At 43.3% G+C, this 21,010-nt stretch carries 24 protein-coding genes; 13 read left to right on the forward strand and 11 right to left on the reverse strand.

The window, feature by feature from the left end:
* Positions 1 to 89 precede the first annotated feature (89 nt).
* Complete coding sequence (locus AC13CK_RS07090) at positions 90 to 299, forward strand: cold-shock protein (RefSeq protein ID WP_004281542.1); 210 nt, start codon at positions 90 to 92, stop codon at positions 297 to 299.
* A gap of 80 nt (positions 300 to 379) precedes the next feature.
* On the opposite strand, the gene AC13CK_RS07095 is transcribed toward AC13CK_RS07090, so the two are convergent.
* From AC13CK_RS07095 to hemW, 3 genes are all read right to left on the reverse strand, one after another.
* Positions 380 to 979, reverse strand: coding sequence for an HNH endonuclease (locus tag AC13CK_RS07095; RefSeq protein WP_425879455.1), 600 nt, complete (start codon positions 977 to 979; stop codon positions 380 to 382).
* A 41-nt stretch (positions 980 to 1,020) separates the two neighbouring features.
* Positions 1,021 to 1,329, reverse strand: a complete 309-nt coding sequence (locus AC13CK_RS07100; RefSeq protein ID WP_425879453.1) for a hypothetical protein — start codon at positions 1,327 to 1,329, stop codon at positions 1,021 to 1,023.
* Between the two features lie 172 nt (positions 1,330 to 1,501).
* Positions 1,502 to 2,656, reverse strand: coding sequence for a radical SAM family heme chaperone HemW (gene hemW / locus AC13CK_RS07105; RefSeq protein WP_425879451.1), 1,155 nt, complete (start codon positions 2,654 to 2,656; stop codon positions 1,502 to 1,504).
* Between the two features lie 126 nt (positions 2,657 to 2,782).
* Between hemW and AC13CK_RS07110 the strand changes: the two genes are divergently transcribed.
* A complete protein-coding gene (locus AC13CK_RS07110; RefSeq protein ID WP_425879449.1) occupies positions 2,783 to 3,241 on the forward strand; it encodes a DMT family transporter in 459 nt (152 codons plus the stop codon).
* A gap of 39 nt (positions 3,242 to 3,280) precedes the next feature.
* Positions 3,281 to 4,639, forward strand: coding sequence for an MATE family efflux transporter (locus AC13CK_RS07115; protein WP_085064902.1), 1,359 nt, complete (start codon positions 3,281 to 3,283; stop codon positions 4,637 to 4,639).
* A 42-nt stretch (positions 4,640 to 4,681) separates the two neighbouring features.
* Here AC13CK_RS07115 and AC13CK_RS07120 read toward each other — a convergent pair whose 3' ends face one another.
* Positions 4,682 to 4,888, reverse strand: a complete 207-nt coding sequence (locus AC13CK_RS07120) for a DUF1737 domain-containing protein (protein WP_004281552.1) — start codon at positions 4,886 to 4,888, stop codon at positions 4,682 to 4,684.
* A gap of 287 nt (positions 4,889 to 5,175) precedes the next feature.
* Here AC13CK_RS07120 and AC13CK_RS07125 point away from each other — a divergent pair, with 287 nt between their 5' ends.
* Positions 5,176 to 6,474, forward strand: coding sequence for an ABC1 kinase family protein (locus AC13CK_RS07125; RefSeq protein ID WP_005248249.1), 1,299 nt, complete (start codon positions 5,176 to 5,178; stop codon positions 6,472 to 6,474).
* A 96-nt stretch (positions 6,475 to 6,570) separates the two neighbouring features.
* Entirely contained in the window at positions 6,571 to 6,822 is a 252-nt protein-coding gene (locus tag AC13CK_RS07130) for a type B 50S ribosomal protein L31 (RefSeq protein WP_004732342.1), read from the forward strand.
* An 89-nt stretch (positions 6,823 to 6,911) separates the two neighbouring features.
* Here AC13CK_RS07130 and crcB read toward each other — a convergent pair whose 3' ends face one another.
* On the reverse strand, positions 6,912 to 7,292 hold the full coding sequence (gene crcB / locus AC13CK_RS07135) for a fluoride efflux transporter CrcB (RefSeq protein WP_005101255.1): 381 nt from the start codon (positions 7,290 to 7,292) through the stop codon (positions 6,912 to 6,914).
* Between the two features lie 175 nt (positions 7,293 to 7,467).
* Here crcB and AC13CK_RS07140 point away from each other — a divergent pair, with 175 nt between their 5' ends.
* Positions 7,468 to 7,800 carry a HopJ type III effector protein gene (locus AC13CK_RS07140; protein WP_005101257.1) on the forward strand — a complete coding sequence of 111 codons (333 nt, stop codon included), beginning with the start codon at positions 7,468 to 7,470 and terminating at the stop codon, positions 7,798 to 7,800.
* 74 nt (positions 7,801 to 7,874) lie between these two features.
* Here the strand turns inward: AC13CK_RS07140 and AC13CK_RS07145 are convergent, their stop codons facing one another.
* Positions 7,875 to 8,438 carry a hypothetical protein gene (locus tag AC13CK_RS07145; protein WP_005101258.1) on the reverse strand — a complete coding sequence of 188 codons (564 nt, stop codon included), beginning with the start codon at positions 8,436 to 8,438 and terminating at the stop codon, positions 7,875 to 7,877.
* Positions 8,439 to 8,629: 191 nt separating this feature from the next.
* Between AC13CK_RS07145 and AC13CK_RS07150 the strand changes: the two genes are divergently transcribed.
* Positions 8,630 to 9,259: a class I SAM-dependent methyltransferase gene (locus AC13CK_RS07150; RefSeq protein ID WP_004732352.1), complete on the forward strand. Its 630-nt coding sequence runs from the start codon at positions 8,630 to 8,632 to the stop codon at positions 9,257 to 9,259.
* An 18-nt stretch (positions 9,260 to 9,277) separates the two neighbouring features.
* Here AC13CK_RS07150 and AC13CK_RS07155 read toward each other — a convergent pair whose 3' ends face one another.
* Both AC13CK_RS07155 and AC13CK_RS07160 read right to left on the reverse strand, forming a co-directional pair.
* Entirely contained in the window at positions 9,278 to 9,856 is a 579-nt protein-coding gene (locus AC13CK_RS07155; protein ID WP_004732353.1) for a hypothetical protein, read from the reverse strand.
* Positions 9,857 to 9,883: 27 nt separating this feature from the next.
* The gene (locus AC13CK_RS07160; RefSeq protein ID WP_425879444.1) at positions 9,884 to 10,351 is read right to left on the reverse strand and encodes a Holliday junction resolvase-like protein; all 468 of its coding nucleotides are present in this window, start codon (positions 10,349 to 10,351) and stop codon (positions 9,884 to 9,886) included.
* A gap of 124 nt (positions 10,352 to 10,475) precedes the next feature.
* Here AC13CK_RS07160 and AC13CK_RS07165 point away from each other — a divergent pair, with 124 nt between their 5' ends.
* The 5 genes from AC13CK_RS07165 (at position 10,476) to AC13CK_RS07185 (ending at position 15,774) form a co-directional block, all read left to right on the forward strand.
* Positions 10,476 to 11,120, forward strand: a complete 645-nt coding sequence (locus tag AC13CK_RS07165) for a ParA family protein (protein WP_004281566.1) — start codon at positions 10,476 to 10,478, stop codon at positions 11,118 to 11,120.
* A gap of 128 nt (positions 11,121 to 11,248) precedes the next feature.
* Complete coding sequence (locus AC13CK_RS07170; RefSeq protein ID WP_224216247.1) at positions 11,249 to 12,379, forward strand: AI-2E family transporter; 1,131 nt, start codon at positions 11,249 to 11,251, stop codon at positions 12,377 to 12,379.
* Positions 12,380 to 12,501: 122 nt separating this feature from the next.
* Entirely contained in the window at positions 12,502 to 13,044 is a 543-nt protein-coding gene (gene sodC / locus AC13CK_RS07175; protein ID WP_004732359.1) for a superoxide dismutase family protein, read from the forward strand.
* A gap of 129 nt (positions 13,045 to 13,173) precedes the next feature.
* On the forward strand, positions 13,174 to 15,357 hold the full coding sequence (gene yccS, locus AC13CK_RS07180) for a YccS family putative transporter (RefSeq protein ID WP_425879441.1): 2,184 nt from the start codon (positions 13,174 to 13,176) through the stop codon (positions 15,355 to 15,357).
* Between the two features lie 120 nt (positions 15,358 to 15,477).
* Complete coding sequence (locus AC13CK_RS07185) at positions 15,478 to 15,774, forward strand: DUF3817 domain-containing protein (protein WP_004645001.1); 297 nt, start codon at positions 15,478 to 15,480, stop codon at positions 15,772 to 15,774.
* 179 nt (positions 15,775 to 15,953) lie between these two features.
* Here AC13CK_RS07185 and craA read toward each other — a convergent pair whose 3' ends face one another.
* The 3 genes from craA to AC13CK_RS07200 form a co-directional block, all read right to left on the reverse strand.
* Positions 15,954 to 17,183, reverse strand: coding sequence for a chloramphenicol efflux MFS transporter CraA (craA, locus tag AC13CK_RS07190; protein WP_004281575.1), 1,230 nt, complete (start codon positions 17,181 to 17,183; stop codon positions 15,954 to 15,956).
* Positions 17,184 to 17,375: 192 nt separating this feature from the next.
* Positions 17,376 to 17,753 carry a hypothetical protein gene (locus AC13CK_RS07195; protein ID WP_004281576.1) on the reverse strand — a complete coding sequence of 126 codons (378 nt, stop codon included), beginning with the start codon at positions 17,751 to 17,753 and terminating at the stop codon, positions 17,376 to 17,378.
* Between the two features lie 141 nt (positions 17,754 to 17,894).
* Positions 17,895 to 19,304 (reverse strand): FAD-binding oxidoreductase, encoded by a 1,410-nt coding sequence (locus AC13CK_RS07200; protein ID WP_425879438.1) that lies wholly within the window; start codon positions 19,302 to 19,304, stop codon positions 17,895 to 17,897.
* Between the two features lie 354 nt (positions 19,305 to 19,658).
* Here AC13CK_RS07200 and serA point away from each other — a divergent pair, with 354 nt between their 5' ends.
* A complete protein-coding gene (gene serA / locus AC13CK_RS07205; RefSeq protein ID WP_005108551.1) occupies positions 19,659 to 20,891 on the forward strand; it encodes a phosphoglycerate dehydrogenase in 1,233 nt (410 codons plus the stop codon).
* The last annotated feature ends 119 nt before the right edge of the window (positions 20,892 to 21,010 follow it).

Genomic DNA, 21,010 nt, shown 5'->3' on the forward strand with positions numbered 1-21,010 from the left:
CAAAAAGCTCCATCCTTTTTATTTTTCAAAGTTACAGTTAGTCATCTGAAATTTTGGCTATAAATTCATACGATTCAATAGGTTATATTATGTCTAATACAGTTAACGGTACAGTAAAATGGTTCAACGAAACTAAAGGTTTCGGTTTCATTCAACAAGAATCAGGTCCAGACGTTTTTGCTCATTTCAGCGAAATCACTGGTTCAGGTTTCAAAACTTTAGTTGAAGGTCAAAAGGTTTCTTTCAGCGTAGCTCAAGGTCAAAAAGGCCCTACAGCTGTAAATATCGTTGCTCTATAATTTAGACGCAAGATATTAAAAAAAAGCACTCTTAGAGTGCTTTTTTTGTGCCTGTAATTTCTTTCATTCAGCGCTAGTTTTTAAAGATTATTGGGTTGATCTAAAAACCGGTGTGCTCTATGCCAGGCTAAAAATACCGGATCAGGTGCAAAACGTTTTGGTACGTCGATTCGTTTACCGTGATAGGGTTTTAAATAGGCGTATAAACTCGCATCTTGCTTGGCTTGATTCGCAAGACACACTTTAAGCCCTTTATCTAGCGTGATAAATCCTTGATCAAAAGCTTGATCCAATAAAGAAGATAAACAAATTCCATTACGCGGATTTTTTCTATGTACCTGATTTTCAGACCAAGGTACGATATGAGAAGCCACTAAAAAGGCTTTGGTCTTAATACCAGAGATCGCACATTGATATTGATAATTAAGTTTAACTTGTAAAGCAAATTGCTGGTGTGGCGAACCGCGAACTTTTACATTGGCATATTGATCTTCAACACTATAATCGAGGATTTCTTGACGTAAATGCGTATCTAACAAAGCATCCTGTTTTTCGCCTATTCCTGCTAATTTAAGTAATCGCCAAAAATCATCTGCCGTGATCTCATTCATGCTATATTGTTGAAAAAAATGTTCCCAAGTATTTCCGCGTGGTTTAAAAGTCCATTGAAAATCTTCCAAATCGGACTGCAGAATAGGATCTATAAAACGTATACCATCGATCACTTTCGCAAAGACCGGTTTGGTTCGGCGTTTTTGATGATTTTGAGGAATGGCAGTACAGTAGGTGCAATAATCTTGGCTATACGGCCTGCACCATAAAGATAGAATTGATTTTTAATTTCAGAGGCTTTTTGCGGTCGTCGATATAAAAAGAAATCCCCTTCCCTGACTCGATTATATTTAGACTGATCCCAATGATATTCTTTAAAGTCCCGATCTTTATAAACCAGATGATCACTTTTACTATCAAAAATAAAGAATCGGGTATTAGTTAAATCCAGCTGTTGAAAATCCCATAATGTATCCACCTGCCCACCCTCTAGAAATTATAATATTCATTTAATTTAATCTTTGAATATTCTCAGAAAACTTCTCTCTAAGAAAGCGTCAATCAGAATTTAGGCATTTTATTTAAGGCAATAAAAAAACCCAATAGAATCCTATTAGGGTTTCTTTTAGAACAATGGGGAAATTAAATAATTAAAGAAATTCTTCCAGTACCGAATTTAAAAAGATATGCCCCTGCTCGGTACATGAAAGCCGATCTTGATCATCGACCATTAATTTTCTATCACGTAAAGAACTCAGTAACTCATCTAAAGTATCTAGACTCAAACCGGTACGTTCAGCATAGAGTTTGGCTTCCACACCCTGATTTAAACGTAAGGCATTCATCATAAATTCAAAAGACAGGTCGGCATCTTCAATGCGCTTAAACTGCACATGTTCTGCAGGTACTTTGGCTAAGTAGTCCTTAGGTAGACGGGTTTTCTGGAACCGATACACGCCATCCGGCTGAGTGACTTTGCCATGTGCTCCGGCGCCAATTGCCAGATAATCACCAAACTGCCAGTAATTCAGATTATGCGCTGAAGGCAGTTCTTTACGCCAAGCCGAAACTTCATAGTTGACAAAACCCTGGGCTTTTAAATAAAGCTCACCCTGCTCCTGAATATCTTCCAATACTTCATCGACAGGCAAAATCGGTTGAGTCCGGAAAAATACCGTATTGGGTTCAATCGTCAACTGATACCAGGAAATATGCGTAGCACCCTGTTCTACCGCCAGTTTTAAATCATGTAAAGCCTGTTCTAAAGTCTGTTCCGGTAAACCATGCATCAAGTCGACGTTAATGCGCTGAAAGCCAGCTTCACGTGCCAGCCCAATGGCAGAAATCGCATCTTCATTGCTGTGAATCCGTCCCAAACGCTTGAGATGCTCGGTATTAAAACTCTGCACCCCAATTGACAAACGATTAATGCCGGCCTGCAAATAACCGGCAAACGGATCATGTTCGACCGTACCGGGATTGGCTTCCAGCGTAATCTCACAGCCTTCGGCAAAGGGAATAACGGCTTTGAGCTGATCAAATAACCATTGATAGCCTGGGGCAGAAATCAGTGACGGCGTCCCCCCACCAATAAAGACACTGTGAATCTGCCGGCCTTGGGCAAAATCGACCTGAGTTTTAAAGTCTTCCACCAGTGCTCGTAAATATTCCTGTTCCAATTCCAGTGATAGCTGACCATCCGGAACCGCATGCGAATTGAAGTCACAATAAGGACATTTGCGCACACACCAAGGCATATGAATATATAAGGACAAAGGGACAGCAGCAGGATTCAATTCAGCCAAAGAACTACTCAAAAACGATTACAAGATATAGCCGAATTTTAACATGACTAGGCGGCAACACTGCTAAAATTAAATTTGATCGTGTGATATGTCTAAAAATTTAAATAGAATTAGTCAGTTAAAATTATGAAAATATCTTCTCAACTTATTATTTTACTTCCTTTGGTTTTTGCAATCGGTGTTTTATTGACACTCCAGACTGCAATTAATATACAACTGAAAGAATATTTATATTCTCCTATTCAAGCTGCATTTTTTTCCTTTTTGATTGGTACAATAGTGCTCGCCGTAATCGTACTTTTTCAGTCCAATCCCAAACCCGGTTTACAGGAATTGATGAGTGTTCCCTGGTATTTATGGCTAGGGGGAATCGTGGGTGTATACGCGATTAGTATGAGCATTTATGCAGCACCCAAACTTGGCTTTCTGGTTCTTAGCGGTCTCATTATTTTTGGTCAGATGGTGATGTCGATGCTGGTCGATCATCTGGGGTTATTGGGTAATGAAAAAATGCCGGTTAACTGGCAACGTCTTTTAGGCGGCGTGGTAATTTTTATTGGTGTGCTTCTCACTTTACAACGCTAAACCTTCTATTTAAGCACATGATCACGATGAGTAATTTTTGTGTCGAATGTTTCACCAGTCACAACCTTTGGTTTTGAATTAAAAAAACTGTTTCATCTGATGTTACCCATTCTGGTGACCCAATTTTCTCAGGCTGGTCTGGGTCTGATTGATACCATTATGGCCGGTCACCTGTCTGCTACCGATCTTGCCGCGATTGCCGTCGGAGTAGGACTCTGGATTCCGGTGATGCTGCTGTTTAGTGGCATTATGATTGCCACGACGCCTTTGGTTGCTGAGGCCAATGGCGCACGCACACCTGAAAAAATTGCCACCATTGCACGTCAATCGCTTTGGGTTGCCCTGATTCTTGGGGTAATTGCCGGCTTGATTTTGCAACTCTTGCCGGCCACTTTGCCACTTTTAGGTGTACCGGAAAGCTTACAACCTAAAGCCGGTTTATTTCTGCATGCGATTGGTTTTGGTATGCCAGCGGTAACCATGTATGCGGCCTTACGCGGCTATTCTGAAGCGATTGGAAATCCGCGTCCGGTGACCGTGATTAGTTTATTGGCGCTGGTCTTGCTAGTTCCGCTGAACTATATCTTTATGTATGGTATTGGCCCTGTTCCGGCCCTAGGCAGTGCAGGCTGTGGGTTTGCCACGGCGATTTTACAGTGGCTAATGGTCATCACCCTCGCGTTGTATATCTTTAAAAATAAGGCCTATCAACGTACCCAGCCTTTTACCCATTGGGAAAAAATCAACCCGGAATGGATGAAGCGCATCTTACAGCTTGGCTTTCCAATCGGATTGGCAATTTTTTTTGAGGTCAGTATTTTCAGTACTGCTGCAATTGTGCTGAGTCCTTTGGGTGAGACCATTGTCGCTGCCCATCAGATTGCTATTTCTGTCACTTCACAACTGTTCATGATTCCCATGTCACTGGCGATTGCCCTGACCATTCGGGTTGGCACCTACTATGGTGAACAGAACTGGCAAGCCATGCGTAAAGTACAATATCTCGGCCTGATTACTGCCACTATTCTGGCGATCCTGACCATGATTCTGCTTTGGGTTTTCCGCAATGAAATCGTAGCACTCTACACCTCAGATCTGATCGTGACCCAAATTGCGGTGTATCTGATTCTGTTTGCCATTGCCTATCAGCTGATGGATGCCTGGCAGATCAGTGCGGCAGGTTGTCTGCGCGGCATGCAGGATACCAAGGGGCCAATGTGGATTACCATGCTGGCTTACTGGGTCATCGCCTTCCCGGTCGGGGTGTATTTGTCCCGCTTTACCGACATGGGCGCCGCCGGTGTCTGGGTTGGCCTGATTGTAGGCCTCAGCGTAGCTTGTATACTTTTATTGGGCCGTTTATATGGCAATAATAAACGCTTAAGTCTAAACAACTAAACACTTTTATTTGATTAATTTAAGCTAGAAAATGCGCTGAGATTAAAGATCCAGCGCATTTTTTAATCCTTGTGGAATCTCAGATTCATCCACTACATCTTTAATCACCACCTGCCCCACAATTACATCCGTACCATTAAAAGTCATGGTGGGTGAACCATATAGCTCATAACCTTCATTTAAGGCACGGGTGACCCGCGCACAAAAATGTACATCATCTTTCCCGGTAAAATATCGATAGACTTTCATTGAATTTTCTTCATTACTATACTCTGTTTATTCTAAGCTTTTAGCTATAAAACAACATTCAGAATTAGTACTCGGTCTTATCTAAAACGATGACGGATTCCGGCATATTCTTATAGTTTAAACGCAAGCAATAAAGATAAATCTTTTAACAAATCAAAGATGATGCATTAAACATGGAGAAGCTGAAGGAAATCACAACACAACCTCTACAATTAAATCTAGGCAATTGAACCGTTGTCACCTATGATCAAATACATCCATTCATAGTTGGTTTCAAGGAATCTCGCATGGCAAAAACGGCTAGCACACCCGGTCGTCGCTTTATGAAACTTGCCGGAATGACCGCAAGTATTGCAGGTAAAACCCTCTCCAATTCCATTAAAAATTTAACTGCCGATGACGAGCAGAAAAACACTGCGCGCAGTAAATTATTTCAGGATATTGGTGTGCAGATTGCGGATACCTTGGGGGAAATGAAAGGCGCAGTCATGAAAGTTGGCCAGATCGCCTCTCAATATAAAGATGTTTTCCCGCCCGAAGTCGCTAAAGCCATTGCCAAGTTACAGCGTCAGGCGCCACCGATGCCGTTTAAAGAAATTCAGGCACAAGTGGAAAAAGAATTGGGTAAACCTTTACAGCAACTTTTCCAGCAGTTTGATGAGCAGCCATTTGCCGCGGCCTCGATTGGTCAGGTGCATAAAGCCACCCTACCGAATGGCCAGCAAGTTGTGGTCAAAGTACAATATCCTGGTGTGGATGAAGCCTGCGAAAGCGACCTGAAACAAGTTCGTCTGGCACTGCGCATGATGGGCGTCTTAAAGATTGACCGTAAACTTCAAGATCAATTATTTAAAGAAATTCAGCACAGTCTGGACAATGAGCTGAACTATGAAATTGAAGCCCAGAATCTGGAAATCGCCCGTGCCTTCCATGAGCCTCTGGACAATAAAATTGTGATTCCGAAAGTGTTTCATGAGTATTCATCGCGACATATTTTGACCTTAAGCCAAGAGCTTGGTGAAAGTATCGAAACTGCCAGCACTTGGCCACTCGAAACCCGAAATGCTTTAGGCCGCCGCCTCTTCCGCGCCATTGGTCAGGAAATTTTTTATCTGAAACGCTTTCACTGTGACCCGCATCCAGGCAACTTTGCATTTCGTGAAGATGGCTCTGTGATTGTTTATGACTATGGTGGCGTCAAAACCTTATCGACTGAAGTGATTGGACATTTTAGGGAACTGATCCATGCTGCACGCGAGAAGAATATTCCCGTGATCGAGCAACAGCTGGATGCGCTGCATTCCTTGACTGAAACTGGAAAATTCCCGAAAGAATTATATGAACAGTGGCTGGAAGTGCTCATGCGTCCTCTGGTCACTGACTATGATTTTGCCGAAAACTCAGCGCATCATGATGGGATGGAGTTGCTGAAACCTTCGTTGAAATATTGGGATGTATTTAAGCCCTCTCCTGATACCTTGATGGTGAATCGCACAATTTCAGGACAATACTGGAACCTGATTCATCTCAAAGTACATGATGATTTAAGTGATGTATTTGAAGAACTGGTACCGAGTCGAAGCTAAGTTGAGACGATAGGCTTACACGCTGTAACCCTAGATTACTTGAAATATCAAATGTTACATTATAACATTTAATCAAGAATCATGAGGAAGTTAGATATGCGTTCAGATATCCATCCCGAGTATCGTGAAGTGTTATTCCATGATACCAATGCCGATGCCTATTTCGTGATTGGCAGCACGATGAACTCGAGCCAAACTAAAGAATATCAAGGTAAAACATATCCTTATGTAACACTAGATATTTCGAGTGCATCACATCCTTTCTATACGGGTGAGCAACGTCAGACCAGCAATGAAGGACGTGTGGCAAGCTTTAACAAACGTTTTGGCCGCTTTAAACGGGGCTAAAACCGAAAACCCTCAGTTATCTTAAGATTTAAATCGTGGTTTATGTCAGGAAATGACCTCCAATTTCCTGACTTTTTTATGCGCTTATTTTAACTCTGTGCCAATACGATTGAAGTTAAATAAAAGCCCAGCGCCAGAACAATAATGCCGACAATTAAGCTGGATAATGCATATAACAGCGCTAGGCCCATAGCACCTTGCTTGAATAACAAAAAGCTTTCCAGACCGAAACTGGAAAATGTGGTAAAACCACCGAGAATTCCCACCATTAAAAACAGACGAGCTTCTTGTTGGAGTACTGGATACTTTTGGCTACAGGCAAAAAAAATCCCGGCACATAAACAGCCCAGAATATTGATCCACCAGGTGGGCCAAGGAAATTGCATTTGTGGTTTGAACAGCCAAAGTCCGGCTGCATAACGCAGACTGGCACCGATTGCCCCACCCATTGCCACCCAAAGCCAGCCCATATTTTTTTCCTGTTCTATTTATTGATCAAGTTTATTTTATCCAAAGTTTCATATTCATCATGGATAATTTTCACTGTTATCTTGAACCGAAAATCAATGAAATACCATGGAACTTCGCAAGAAAATTGCTATATTTATTGCATCCAATTTTCATGAATGGCACAGGAAAAACAGCATGGCACAGGATTTATTGGCCCAGTTGGCAGCAGGCGAAGCAAAATTTGCAGATGTGATTACTTATATCGAATCGCGTTATACGCATACACCGACTGCATTTAAAAATGGCCAGCAGAATAATGCGGCCACAGAAAACCAGGGCAGCGCCAAAGTCTTTTCTTTTGCACAATTAAATGGTCTGGATCAGGCACAGACCTTAAGCCTGTTTGCTGAGCATTATGCTTCTGTACTGGCGACGCCAGAGGCGACTGATCATCAGAATATCCGCCAGTTTATGCTCAATGGCTGGGATGGAATTGCCTTTGAAGGTCAGGCTTTAACTGCGAAGTAAGTACTAGGCAGATAAAAAACCGCTCAAAGGAGCGGTTTTTTATCTGCAACTCAGAAGCGTGCATGAAGTATGTTTTAGCTTTTACCGACTTTTTCGATCCATTTAATGGAACTGACGCGGAAGACCTCACAAGCACCATCACCCGTATCGGTCGGAGTTAAAGACGATTTCCAGACCAGATCTTTGTCACGCACTTCAACCAGTTCCCCTTGCATACGCACCAGATCGCCACGCTTTACCTTTTTAATTGCCTTAGCAATTTCAGGGTTAGCGGGAATGATATGCATATTGGACACCATCTGCTTGGCTTGTTCTACCGGCACTGGCACCCGATCCATTTTCCAGTTCAAATAGCGGTCATATTGATTGACCGTGATATGTCGAGCAATTTCAGGTTCGGCAAACAGCCCCCAACTGACAGCATAATCAATCGGAGAGAATTTGGCTTGCGGGTCAGAACTATAAACCTTGGAACCCAGAATACGGAAATCACCTTTAAAGGGCTGCAAGACCGAAATTGACTGGCCTTTAACGACAGGAGGCAAACCTTTGGCAATATTGTGGTCGACCGAGCTATAGCCCGAAATAGGCAGCAACAGGCTGGCCAGCAAAGCATAATGTTTAAAGTATTTGAGCATAATTTTTAATCTAATCCTAATCAAGTTGATCAAACGTTTTAAGGATATCTTCCTTGATCTTACGGATTTTTTAATGAATAAACAGTTGAACTTGGTAACAAACTGCACGTATTTAGTCAGCTCGATATATGCCTGTCATTTTATTTTTCAGTTAAGCTAGAACGTATTTCCATCAAATTAAAATAACTCAAATGCTGTATAAACTTTATCAACAACATATCTTTCCGCATCTGCTGAATCAAGTGATGCAAACGCCATCCTTGATGGACTTGCGTCGTGAACTACTTTTGGATATTTCCGGTGAAGTACTGGAAATTGGTTTTGGTACCGGCCTGAATCTGCCTTTTTATCAATCGGTTGATAAGGTCTATGCACTAGAACCAAACCCGACGATCTTCAAACTGGCAGAATCACGAATTCAACAGGCCGCTTTTCAGGTCGAACATATTCAGGCCAGTGCAGAAGCTTTACCTTTTGCCGAAAATAGTCTGGAAAATATTGTATCTACCTGGACGCTTTGTAGTATTGCAGAGCTGGAACAGAGCCTGCAGGAAATTTATCGTGTGCTACAACCGGGTGGGACTTTACATGTGGTCGAACATGTTCTGAATCGACAAAATTTAAATATTCAGCGTCTACAACATTTACTCACTCCCATTCAAAAGAAAGTCGCAGATGGCTGTCATCTGAATCGGGATATTGAGACCGCCTTGCTGGAAACCGGTTTTGAAATAGAAACTTTAAATTATGTAGATGCGGAAGGTATACCCAAGATTGGCCAACGTATGTTGTTAGCACGTGTTCGTAAACTAGGAAGCTAATTTACGACCATCTTATATTTAGTGTGGCTGAAGGTGGGTTACTTGCAGCAACTGACAATGAGCACGATATTCAGAGCCCGTCCCGACCCGGAATTCTTGTCCAGTCGTGCCTGAATGAACTGTCACCAGATCACCAGTGAGCGTGATTTTCTGCCCCGATTTTAGCCGGCGAATCTGATCGGCAATTTTTTCAGTGGCAGCAATCAGACTAAAATACTGTACATGCGTATTGACGAAGTCACGCTCCGCTTTATTGGTTTGTCCTTCGAGCTGATAGCAGCGTTTTGCTTCATCAAACTCCAGTTTTGCCTGTATAGCGGGCAGCGGTTGAGTCAGCAACAGCACATCAATATTACTCAGATAGGCCAGATCATTAAAATGCCCCACCACAGGGCTGGCCTGATGCAGCACCCGACGATCAGGTTTTACGAAACGGTGATCATGCACAATATAAGTCGCGGAAATGCGCTTAACGGGTTCTACTTTAAAGTTTTTAAGTACGCCTTTTTCTTGCAGATGCGGAATGGCACGAAAAAACTCATTCCAGACCCAAAGTCCAAGCATAAACAGCAGCGCAGTGATCAGTAATTTTTGCATAATTTTTTATTCTTCACTGGATTTTGGTCAATCCTGAAAATCAATCCGAATGGTTTCAAAACGTACCCGCCCTTCCTGAACCGCACGGGCAATGGCTTGCTGGCCTTTGGTCAGACGTGCTCCGCCACTTTTAATGTCAATCAAGACCACTTCAATATCTTCAGCGTCGCCTTCGCCATCACGAAAATCGGTATAGCCATCAAAGACTATATAATCCACCGGATCGCCCAGAAACTTGGCATCACTCGGCAGATATTGAAATTCCGGCATGATCGGCGCGAGCTGTTCCGCCATTTTTCCTTTGAGGACTGCACGGCTGGTATTCACGCTGCGTTTTTGCGCGGCAATGAGGGACTGCTGATGCTCCAGTTCCAGCTCGGCAATATACTGCTCATATTCGGCTTTGATCCGTCCATTACGCGTCTGACTTAAAATAATAGTGGTTAATACCACCCCGATACATGCGCCAATCAGCATGGCCATCCATATGGACATTCAATCTTCCTAATTTGCCTGATTTTTATAGTATCGCATTCGACTGAAGTTGAGGACTTCGGCCATTTGCATACTTGAAAAGAATGATATGCTAGGCCGGAACAGAATAAAATCACCTTGAGTCATGAAAACAATTTTAGTTGCGAATCAGAAAGGCGGTTGTGGTAAAACCATGACAGCCATTAGTTTAGCGTCAGCACTCGCACAAAAAGGTTATAAGGTAGCATTGGCCGATGCCGACAACCAGAAATCAACATTGCAATGGCTCAAGCATCGTCCGGCACAGGCAGCACAGATCCAGAGTCTGGACTGGCGCAACAGTAAGTCCATTGGTGATGCACCGAAGCAGATCGAATATCTGATTATTGATGCACCAGGTGCTTTGACCGATGATCATGCCGAACAGCTGATCAGTGAAGCACATGCGATTATTATCCCAATCCAGCCTTCATTTTTTGATATCGATTCGACCCGCCGTTTTCTCAAACATTTGCAGGACATCAAACGCATCCGTAAGGGCAAGGTTGAAATTTTACTTTTGGCCAATCGCACCAAAGCAAATGCAGCCAGCAATCAGGACATACAGCAGTTTTTTGACAAGATCGACCAGCAGCCAGTGGCCTGGATTTCGGAACGTGCCCCTTATAGCCGACTGGCTATGGAAGGCCTTTCAGTCTTTGATAAACCTCAGAAAATCTACCGGGAACTGCAGGCTCAATGGCAACCGGTACTGAATGCCATTATTGATGATCCGAGTCAGTGGTTTTGAGTCAATCCTCTGAATCGTGGTATAGCTTTGGGAAAATAATCTCGCTACTTGGCTAGCTATCATTTTCGATCGCTTTTTTTTCAGTTAATATGCCTGAACACGACCTAAAAAATGAGTCATTAAATTCAGTGCAACAGTACGCGCCTACATTACAAAAAGTCTTATTATTTGGATTGTTCTTTATCCTGATTTTTTTGAGTTTTCATATACTCAAGTATTTCATCATTCCTGTAGTTTGGGCAGCCATTATTGCCTATATGACTTGGCCCTTGTATCAATCGGTGTTACGCCTATGCGGCAATCGACCGACATTAAGTGCAACCGTAATGATCTTGGCCGTGATTCTGGTCTTTGGTCTGCCGTTTATTTTCGCCATTTTCATGCTGCAGCACGAAGGTCGTAACCTGTATTTTGAATTGCAGCGACAGGTCTTTTCCGGTCACCTGAATGTCCCTGATTTTATTCGCGGGCTTCCGATTGTCGGCAAGGAAATTACCCGAACCTTAAATGAAATTAACACTGATCCGCAGAGTATTGCACTGTCGGTATCGACCTGGATTCAAGGCCATCTGAATTACGGCAAAGTGGTGTTGAATGAAGTTAGTAAAAACATCTTTAAATTATGTTTTGCGATACTTTCGCTGTTTTTCTTCTACCGTGATGGTCAGACCATTTTAAATCAGGTGCGTAAAGCCTTTGAAATGGTGGTCGGTCCACGTGTACATCATTATTTTTCCACCATTTCTGCGACTACACGTGCCGTAGTATATGGCGTCGGTTTGACCGCAATTGCACAATCCTTATTGGCTGGTCTGAGCTATTTTGTTGCAGGTGTGCCGAATCCGATGGTTTTAACCATTGTGACCTTTATTTTTGCCCTGATTCCCTTTGGCCCACCTCTCGCCTATAGTGCGGTGGCGCTATGGCTGTTTTCACAAGGACAAACCATTGAAGCCATTGGGGTCATGGTCTGGGGCGTCTGTATTGTCAGTACTGCCGATAACGTCATTCGCCCATTGGTGATTTCTGGCGCAACCCAGATTCCTTTCCTGCTGATCATGTTTGGAGTCTTGGGTGGTATTGCCAGTTTTGGTCTGGTCGGGGTGTTTATTGGCCCGGTGATTCTGGCTGTATTGCTTGCAATCTGGCGTGAATGGTTACATGAAAGTAATCTGAATGAACCTTTAATGATGCCTAAAGCCACTATGGCACATGAGATTGATCCGGAAACACAAGACACACCGCCCAAGGCACCTTAAAGCATAGATAGAATCGACTTAAACAAAACAAAACATTTAAGTACTGATTCTATATAGAGCTTCTGATCTTGCTCTGTTTAAATGAATCCACAAAACAGAATAAAGATCAGGATGCCAAAATCATGTCTTCATTGTTTAAAATTACGACACTTTGCGCGTTAAGCGCCGCACTTTTTACCGGTTGTGCATCAACCTCCCCATCAAATGAAGTGGTCAGAGCAGTGACTGTGAATGCTGTAACTGCTCAAGGTGTGGGCCAAGAGATTGGGACCGTATTACTCAGTGACAGCCCAGCCGGTCTGGTTATTCGTACCAACCTGAAACAACTTCCTGCGGGTGAACGCGGTTTCCATATTCATGAAAATGGTTCATGCGCGCCTGCCATGAAAGACGGCAAGATGGGCGCAGCACTGGCTGCAGGTAGCCATTACAATCCAAATCAGGCACCGCATCACGGTACGCCAGTGACCGGTCACTTAGGTGATTTACCCGCATTGAAAGTCAATACTGACGGAACTGCACGTGTGACCCTGCTTGCGCCACGTCTGAAATTGGCTGATGTTCAGGGTCGTGCGATTATGGTTCATGCCGGTGGCGATAACTATTCCGACAACCCATTACCCTTGGGCGGCGGCGGTGAACGTATTGCCTGTGGGGTGATCTAAACACCTTCATGCCAATGACTAAATAGAAAAAACGGGCACTATGCTCGTTTTTTTCATGGATTTTTCTTTTATTTTGGCGTCTAAATTGCATTCAGAACTTTGCGTTTTTACTTTCCGGATCCTGTCCTTGTGAATGCTGCCCGACCTGCGACTGCTACTTTTGTTAAAATTATAAAACCTGTCCTGCTGCCCTTTCAGTCCAGTGCGCTGATGACTTATTGCCTGCAGATCCTGCTGGTGTTTTTAGGTACCACTTTCGGTCTGAAATTTCTGGGTTATGACTTCTTGATCGTTCCAGTAACGTTAGGGGCAATTGCCACGGCACTGACTGATTTTGATGACCGGCTAAGCCTGCGTTTGCGCAACCTGTTACTCGTCCTCATTCTGTTTTTTAGTGTCAGCAGCATTCTGGAATTTCTTGCTCCGCATAAATTCTGGTTTGCACTGTGGCTATCACTGTCGAGTGCGCTATTTATTCTAATGGGTGCCTTAGGCCAACGTTATGCCACAATTTCATTTGGCACCATTTTACTGTCAATATATACCATGTTCGGCCTGGGCGAATATCAGCACTGGTATGAACAGCCACTTTATTTTGTCATTGGGGCGCTATGGTACGGCCTGACGTCTATTCTGTTTTTTCTGCTGCGTCCTACTTTGCAGGTTCAGGAAAATCTCGCACAAAGCTTGCAGCACATGTCGGATTTACTGCTAAGTAAAGCCAAACTGTTTGATCCGGACCAGCATCCGAATGTTGAAAACCTGCTCTATGAGTTGTCACTTAAAAATACTTTAGTCATTCAGAGTTTTAACCGCAGCAAAGATTCGCTATTGACCCGACTCAAAGCTTCGCGTGCCAATCGTAATACCATTTACTGGCTGAATCTGTATTTTTTGATGCAGGATATTCATGAACAGGCCACCGCGAATTATCTGCATTATGAACAGATCGAACAGCATTTTAGCCGCACTGACCTGATTTTCCGGATTCAGAAAAATATCCGTCTGCAAGCCCTTGCCTGTCAGCATTTGGCAGAATGTGTACTGCGCAATGAGAAATTTTACCTGTCTACAGATGATGAACTGGCATTAAAACATTTACAGGAGTCGATGCAGGACTGGATTGCTCAACACCCACAAAATATTGAAGTTAAAAATTTACAGCTTATTTTGGCCAATCTGCTGAGTGTATATGAGCAGTTACAACACCTGCATGATCAACAGGCGCTGTATAAGCCACGCTATCAGCAGCATTTTGATGACCTGAGTCTGTTTGATGATGATATTCGCGATAGCACAGATCTCTGGCTGAAACTCAAACCGCACTTAAGTCCACAATCGGCACTCTTTCGGCATGCGGTGCGGATTGCCATTGTATTTCTAGTCGGCTATGCCATTTCATTATTACCCTTTGCGAAAAATGGCTACTGGATTTTACTGACCAGCCTGTTTGTCTGTCAGATCAGTTATTTTGCCACCAAAAGCCGGCTCAAATTGCGGACCCTGGGAACATTATTAGGGGTCATGCTGGGTGTCCCCATTCTGTATTTTGTGCCAAGTGTCGAAGGACAATTGCTGCTGACAGTGATTTTTGGTGTCGGTTTTTTCTATCTGCGTTCCAAAAAATATGCCATGGCAACCCTCATGGCGACCTTGATGGTACTCCTGATCTTCAACCTGAAAGGTGCCGGTTACGCCATTATCTTACCGCGTATCATTGATACCCTCATAGGCTGTCTGATTGCCTGGATGGCAGTAAGCTGGATCTGGCCTGACTGGAATTTTCGTAATATTTCCAGCAATATCAAAAAATCATCACATGCAACACTGAACTATTTTTCTGCAGTGGTCGAGCAATATCGAAACGGTAAAGATAACAGTATTGCTTACCGGACTGCACGGCGTCTGGCCCACAATGCACAGATTGATTTATCCAGCATGATTTCAAGTCTGAGTACCGAACCGAATCCAGATCCGCAACTGGTCAAAAGTGCCTTTCGCTATCTGGTCTATAGTCATAGCCAGCTCAGTTATATTGCAGCATTGGGGAGTCACCGTGAGCAGGTTACTGATACACAAATTCTGGATTTAATGCACTGGTGCCAGCAAACCTTAACTGGGGTATTGCTGCAACAACAGCCTTTAGATACCTACGACATCGATCATAAACTGGCAGAAATTCAACGCTTAAGTACCCAGGAAAACCAGTCAGCACATCTGCTTTTGGTGTTGAAACAGATCAGTTTATTGTTGGAAACCTTACCGGAATTACTAAAATTACGTCATGAATTATTAGATGCCGAGATTAAATAACCAACTGCCTTACTTGGTTATAACTTATTAAAAATATTGAATATATCTTTATTATTAAGATTCAATATTCAGGTGATATTCGGTACACTCAGAACTAATTCGGTTAAATCAATATGTATTATGAACATCAAAACTTTGCGTCTGGTCGGTTTGCTTGAAGGGATTTCATTCCTGCTGCTGTTATTTATCGCGATGCCAGTGAAATATATGATGGATAATCCGATTCTGGTGAAATATGTCGGCATGGGTCATGGGGTACTGTTTGTGCTGTTTCTGGTGGTGTTATTCGCAGTATGTGAAAAACAGAAATGGTCTCTCAGCATGTTTGTGATGGGTTTAATCGCTTCGATTCTGCCTTTCGGTCCATTCCTGTTTGATATGAAATTGAAGAAGCTGGAACAGCCCGCTGAAGCTTAATTGTAGAATCCTAATATAATTAGATCAGTCAAAAGAAAATTTTCTCTCCCTTTGGGAGAGAGTTAGAGAGAGGGAACTTATTAAATACTTAACCTCACCCTAGCCCTCTCCTAAAAGGAGAGGGAAATTCAATACTGAACATATGATTTCAATAATTTATAAGTTCCCTCGATAAGGAATCAAAACTCCCCACGCTCCTGTCTTTCCAGCATTAACTGTTTGAGCTGCATGCGCGGCAAAGTAAACCAGAGTGCAATCAGAATCAAAGAGGCAGCACAGTAGGCCCAGATATCGTAGGCTTCATACGCCATCCTTACTGCTTCAATCACCACAAAAAAGCTGAGCATCAGGATAATAGAAACCGTCGCAGCCACCGTGCCTTTGGACACTTCAGAAGACATTAATGCAAAACGATACAGCACCGAAAAACTCACACCCTCACCCAGACTGATACAAGTGGTGCCGATAATCAGACAATGAATAAAATATTCTGGAATCAATAAGCCCATCATCAATAAACCGGTACCCAGCAACATCAGTGGCAGACCCAATAATACGGTTTTGCCCAGCGGTATTTTATCGATAATTTTTAGCAGAATCAGATTACCTGCAATCAGGCCGCCCAAGACCGGAAACTGCGCCAGACCATATTGCACGCTACTGAATCCAAATTGCTCGACCAGAATCACGGGTGACAGGGCAATCCATAACATCAAGGGCAGACTCACCAAAGGCAAGGCTACAGTCATGATCACAAAGCGTTTATTTTTTAAAACCTGTTTAAAGTCATCCAGAATATAGCTGACCGGCTGTCTGGGAATACTGACTTTCAGGTTTGGCATTTTGGCTTTCAGGCCGAACCAGCTCAGAAATGACAGAAATGCGATACCGATAAAGCCCCAATGCCAAGAGATATGATCAATCATAAAGGCACCCAGCACTGGTCCTAGCAAAGGTGCCAGCAAAGACACATTGGCCATCAGTGCCATGACTTTGATGGCATCACGTTCTTCAAAGCTTTCCTGAATGGCGGCATAACCAACGGCGGTAATAAAGGACAGGCCAAAGCCCTGTAAAAAGCGCAGGAATAAGAAACTTTCGATATTGGGTGTTAATAAAATAGCCAGACAGCTAATCGTGAAAAACGCCACACCACCCAGCAGTACCATTTTACGTCCAAGACGATCGGACAAAGGTCCCAGAATCGCTGCGACAAATGCCCCACCCAACAGGAAAAAGGACATGGAGGATGGCGCCCACGAACTACTCACACCAAAATCACGGGTAATCGCCAGCATGGCCGGTTGAATCAGGTCATTACATATATAGACTGAGAATTCAAACAGGACCAGTGCCAGCGGGAACATAAGTGTGGCACGGGTCAGTTTTTGGGTGTGGATATTTTGCATGGGAGTTTTTATTGTCAGTCTGCCCGTTTTAACAGACTGAACTTTGTCTAAAATAGAAAGAAATAATTTTAGCAGATGAGATATTCAAACGCTCTGAATAAATATAACTGATCGTAGAGATAATCTTCCAAATAAAAAAGCGCATCCTCTAGATACGCTTTTAACCAAAATCTGTCTAAAGATCAAACACTATTATGGACAGACTGCTTTCTGGAAAGTCTTGGTATTTGAACCTCGTGCACAACGATACAACTTCTCGGTATTTTCCAGCATCCAGCTGTTATCTTCCCGTTTAAAATAATAAATGGTCTGTACTGAACGTACCGAATCATCCATTAACCCAGTTTCAGTGACTTTGACCTGTCCAATCGTGGGCGACTCTACCTTGTCAAAGAACTGGCGCAACTCAACTGTTGCCAGTTCCTTACGCAAGTCCGGTCTTAATTGTAAAACCTGTTCCAAAGGCGTATCCGAAGATGACTGTACCTTTGCAATGACCTGTTGAGCAGTTGCACAGCCTGAACCCAATATACCAAAAGCGAGAGTTGCGACTGCCAATATCCGGAACATATTATTTAACCCTTTATCGTCATTCTTATTCCAACCCATCATGCCGAACTTCTTAGTACAAAACCATTTAGACTCTGTAACTGCCTTTACACAGCAATAAAAAAACGCACCTTTCGATGCGCTTTTTTCAATTCCGACCGATTAAAGATCGAAGAGTTTACCCGGGTTCATGATGCCCTTTGGATCAAACACTTTTTTCAGGGCTTTCATATATTCAATTTCTTCCGCCGAACGCGAATATTCAAGATATGGCTTCTTGGTCATGCCCACACCATGTTCCGCAGAAATTGAACCGTCATATTTTTTCACAGTATCAAAAACATACTTGTTCACGACCTGACATTTGGCAAAGAATTCATCTTTAGACAAATCCGCAGGTTTTAAGATGTTTAAGTGCAAATTACCGTCACCAATATGACCAAACCAGCAGATTTCAAAGTCTGGGTAATTCGTCGATACAATTGCATCAATTTCTTTAATGAACGCTGGAACATGCGTAATTAGAACTGAGATGTCATTTTTATATGGAATAAACGGCGCGATAGATTCAGAAATGTCTTCACGCAAACGCCATAAGCTTTCTACCTGATCCAGGCTTTGGCTCATTACGCCGTCCAGTACCCAACCTTGTTCCATGCAATGCTCGAAGATTTCCATCGCCTTGTCCATAATCGGCTCAAACGGCGCTTCAAACTCAAGCAATACATAGAATGGGCATTCAGTTTCAAATGGACGCTGCACATGACCATGGGCCAAGACTTTTTGCATTGCGAGTTCACCAAAAAACTCAAATGCGGTTAAATCAATTTTCGCCTGGAAAGCATGCAATAACGGCATGATCGCATCAAAGTCAGGCACACCCAGTACCATTACTTGCAGGTCTTGCGGTTGACGTTCAAGCTTGATTTCCGCTTCAGTCACCAGACCCAGCGTGCCTTCACCACCAATAAATAAATGCTGAATTGCATAACCAGTAGCATTCTTGATCATGCCCTTGTTCAGACGCAATACATCGCCCTTACCCGTCACAACGGTCAGGCCAAGTACCCAGTTACGGGTCATGCCGTATTTAATCACTTTGATGCCGCCAGCATTGGTGCCGATGTTACCGCCAATTTGCGATGAACCTGCCGAAGCAAAGTCAACTGGGTAATACATGCCCTGCTCTTCAGCATAGTTCTGTAACTGTTCAGTCACCACACCTGCCTGTACGCGCACCATACGATCTGCCGGGAAAAACTCCAGAATCTGGTTCATCTTGTCCATGCTGACCACGATCTCGCCATTGGCTGCGACTGCACCTGCAGAAAGACCGGTACGACCACCCGATGGAGTCACTGCAACATTAAATTGGTTTGCCAATTTTACGATGTCTTGAACTTGCTCAGTTGACGACGGAAAAACGACGACTGACGGGTTTGGATCAAAGTGCTTCGTATGATCGCGACCCCAATTCTGGAGGCTGTCCGTATCGGTTTTAATACGGTTTTCACCCACAATTGCAGTCAATTGGGTCAATAACTCAGGGGTTAAAGCGACTGGAGCATTCATCGTTTGCAGACCTAGCATGATTTAAACAAGAGAGACTTCGCTGGTTCATTTGCACATTTTTTATGCATAAAAACATGGATACAAATCAGGCGAAACATGGTTATTAAAGCACCGGATCACGCTGCTTTAAAAGCATGGCGCAATATTATAAGCTATTTTTTGGTGTTTCCCGCGAAAAATGACAATTTTGATAATATACCTTTGAAAATGCAGATTTAAATCAAACACCATGATCATTATTATCAATATATCTTGCCAGAATAGCTGATGTGAGCGTCATTAAGGAAATGTATAAGTGCGCTTTTCCTGTGCTATTATACCGCGACTAAATTTGGCCTTTGTAGCGGAGCCGTAATGAGCCAACATCTATCTCTACCTAAAGATAAAATCCGTTTCTTGTTGTTAGAAGGCGTTCACCAGAATGCCATCGACACTCTAAATGCTGCTGGATATACCAACATCGATTATCGTAAGACTGCGCTTGAGGGTGAAGCGTTGAAAGAAGCGATTAAAGATGCTCACTTCATCGGTATTCGTTCCCGTACTCAATTGACTGAAGAAGTCTTTGAAGCTGCGAACAAACTGATTGCTGTCGGTTGTTTCTGTATTGGTACCAACCAGGTGAACCTGGACGCTGCAATGCGTCGCGGTATTCCAGTCTTTAACGCACCTTACTCAAATACGCGTTCAGTCGCTGAACTTGTACTTGCTGAAGCAATTCTTCTCCTTCGCCGTGTACCTGAAAAATCAGCAGATACACACACAGGCGGCTGGAACAAATCTGCAGTTGGTTCGTTCGAAACACGTGGTAAAACTTTAGGTATCGTAGGTTACGGTTCAATTGGTTCACAACTTTCTGTACTTGCTGAAAGCATGGGTATGAAAGTGATCTATTTCGATACAGTGACTAAATTGCCTTTAGGTAATGCACGTCAAGTCGGTAGCTTGGGCGAACTTTTGGCAAATGCCGATGTGGTTTCTCTACACGTTCCTGATGTTCCGTCTACACGTAACTTCATGACCAAAGATCAGTTCGCGCAAATGAAAGAAGGTTCAATCTTCATCAACGCGGCACGTGGTACCTGTGTCGTGATCGAAGACCTGGCAGATGCGATCAAATCTGGTCACATTGCTGGTGCTGCGGTAGATGTATTCCCGAAAGAGCCTAAAGCAAACGGTGAAGAATTTGTTTCTCCACTGCGTAACCTGCCAAACGTAATTCTGACTCCACACGTAGGCGGTTCTACGATGGAAGCGCAAGCGAACATCGGTCTGGAAGTAGCTGAGAAATTCGTGGCTTATTCTGACAAGGGTATGACGCTTTCTGCAGTGAACTTCCCAGAAATCGCATTGCCGTTGACTGAAGGCAAACACCGTTTACTGCACATCCACCAAAATATTCCGGGCGTGTTGTCTAAAATCAACAACCTGTTTGCTGAACAAGGCATCAACATCTCTGGCCAGTCACTGATGACTAAAGGCGATGTCGGTTACCTGGTGATGGATGTCGATGCTGCTGCATCTCATGAAGCACTTGATATGCTTTCGAATGTTGAAGGTACAATCCGCGCACGCGTATTGTTCTAATTCAATATTATAAAAAAACCACAGCTCTCGGGCTGTGGTTTTTTATTTTTAAGGTTTGTATTTTTAAACCTTTTTCAGCTTATGCTGCTCTTCCGCTATTCGAGCAATCGAAACCTATT

This window comes from Acinetobacter sp. L-24 (genome assembly GCF_056857555.1).

What these genes read in the sequence shown, in the direction of transcription:
- AC13CK_RS07145 (WP_005101258.1), bottom strand. Translation starts at nt 8,438, where the DNA reads ATGCTCAAATACTTTAAACATTATGCTTTGCTGGCCAGCCTGTTGCTG.
- crcB (WP_005101255.1), bottom strand. Translation starts at nt 7,292, where the DNA reads ATGGGCTGGCTTTGGGTGGCAATGGGTGGGGCAATCGGTGCCAGTCTG.
- AC13CK_RS07130 (WP_004732342.1), top strand. Translation starts at nt 6,571, where the DNA reads ATGCGTTCAGATATCCATCCCGAGTATCGTGAAGTGTTATTCCATGAT.
- AC13CK_RS07120 (WP_004281552.1), bottom strand. Translation starts at nt 4,888, where the DNA reads ATGAAAGTCTATCGATATTTTACCGGGAAAGATGATGTACATTTTTGT.
- serA (WP_005108551.1), top strand. Translation starts at nt 19,659, where the DNA reads ATGAGCCAACATCTATCTCTACCTAAAGATAAAATCCGTTTCTTGTTG.
- sodC (WP_004732359.1), top strand. Translation starts at nt 12,502, where the DNA reads ATGTCTTCATTGTTTAAAATTACGACACTTTGCGCGTTAAGCGCCGCA.
- AC13CK_RS07150 (WP_004732352.1), top strand. Translation starts at nt 8,630, where the DNA reads ATGCTGTATAAACTTTATCAACAACATATCTTTCCGCATCTGCTGAAT.
- AC13CK_RS07195 (WP_004281576.1), bottom strand. Translation starts at nt 17,753, where the DNA reads ATGTTCCGGATATTGGCAGTCGCAACTCTCGCTTTTGGTATATTGGGT.
- craA (WP_004281575.1), bottom strand. Translation starts at nt 17,183, where the DNA reads ATGCAAAATATCCACACCCAAAAACTGACCCGTGCCACACTTATGTTC.
- AC13CK_RS07110 (WP_425879449.1), top strand. Translation starts at nt 2,783, where the DNA reads ATGAAAATATCTTCTCAACTTATTATTTTACTTCCTTTGGTTTTTGCA.
- AC13CK_RS07155 (WP_004732353.1), bottom strand. Translation starts at nt 9,856, where the DNA reads ATGCAAAAATTACTGATCACTGCGCTGCTGTTTATGCTTGGACTTTGG.
- AC13CK_RS07125 (WP_005248249.1), top strand. Translation starts at nt 5,176, where the DNA reads ATGGCAAAAACGGCTAGCACACCCGGTCGTCGCTTTATGAAACTTGCC.
- AC13CK_RS07160 (WP_425879444.1), bottom strand. Translation starts at nt 10,351, where the DNA reads ATGTCCATATGGATGGCCATGCTGATTGGCGCATGTATCGGGGTGGTA.
- AC13CK_RS07140 (WP_005101257.1), top strand. Translation starts at nt 7,468, where the DNA reads ATGGCACAGGATTTATTGGCCCAGTTGGCAGCAGGCGAAGCAAAATTT.
- AC13CK_RS07200 (WP_425879438.1), bottom strand. Translation starts at nt 19,304, where the DNA reads ATGAATGCTCCAGTCGCTTTAACCCCTGAGTTATTGACCCAATTGACT.
- AC13CK_RS07090 (WP_004281542.1), top strand. Translation starts at nt 90, where the DNA reads ATGTCTAATACAGTTAACGGTACAGTAAAATGGTTCAACGAAACTAAA.
- AC13CK_RS07185 (WP_004645001.1), top strand. Translation starts at nt 15,478, where the DNA reads ATGAACATCAAAACTTTGCGTCTGGTCGGTTTGCTTGAAGGGATTTCA.
- AC13CK_RS07165 (WP_004281566.1), top strand. Translation starts at nt 10,476, where the DNA reads ATGAAAACAATTTTAGTTGCGAATCAGAAAGGCGGTTGTGGTAAAACC.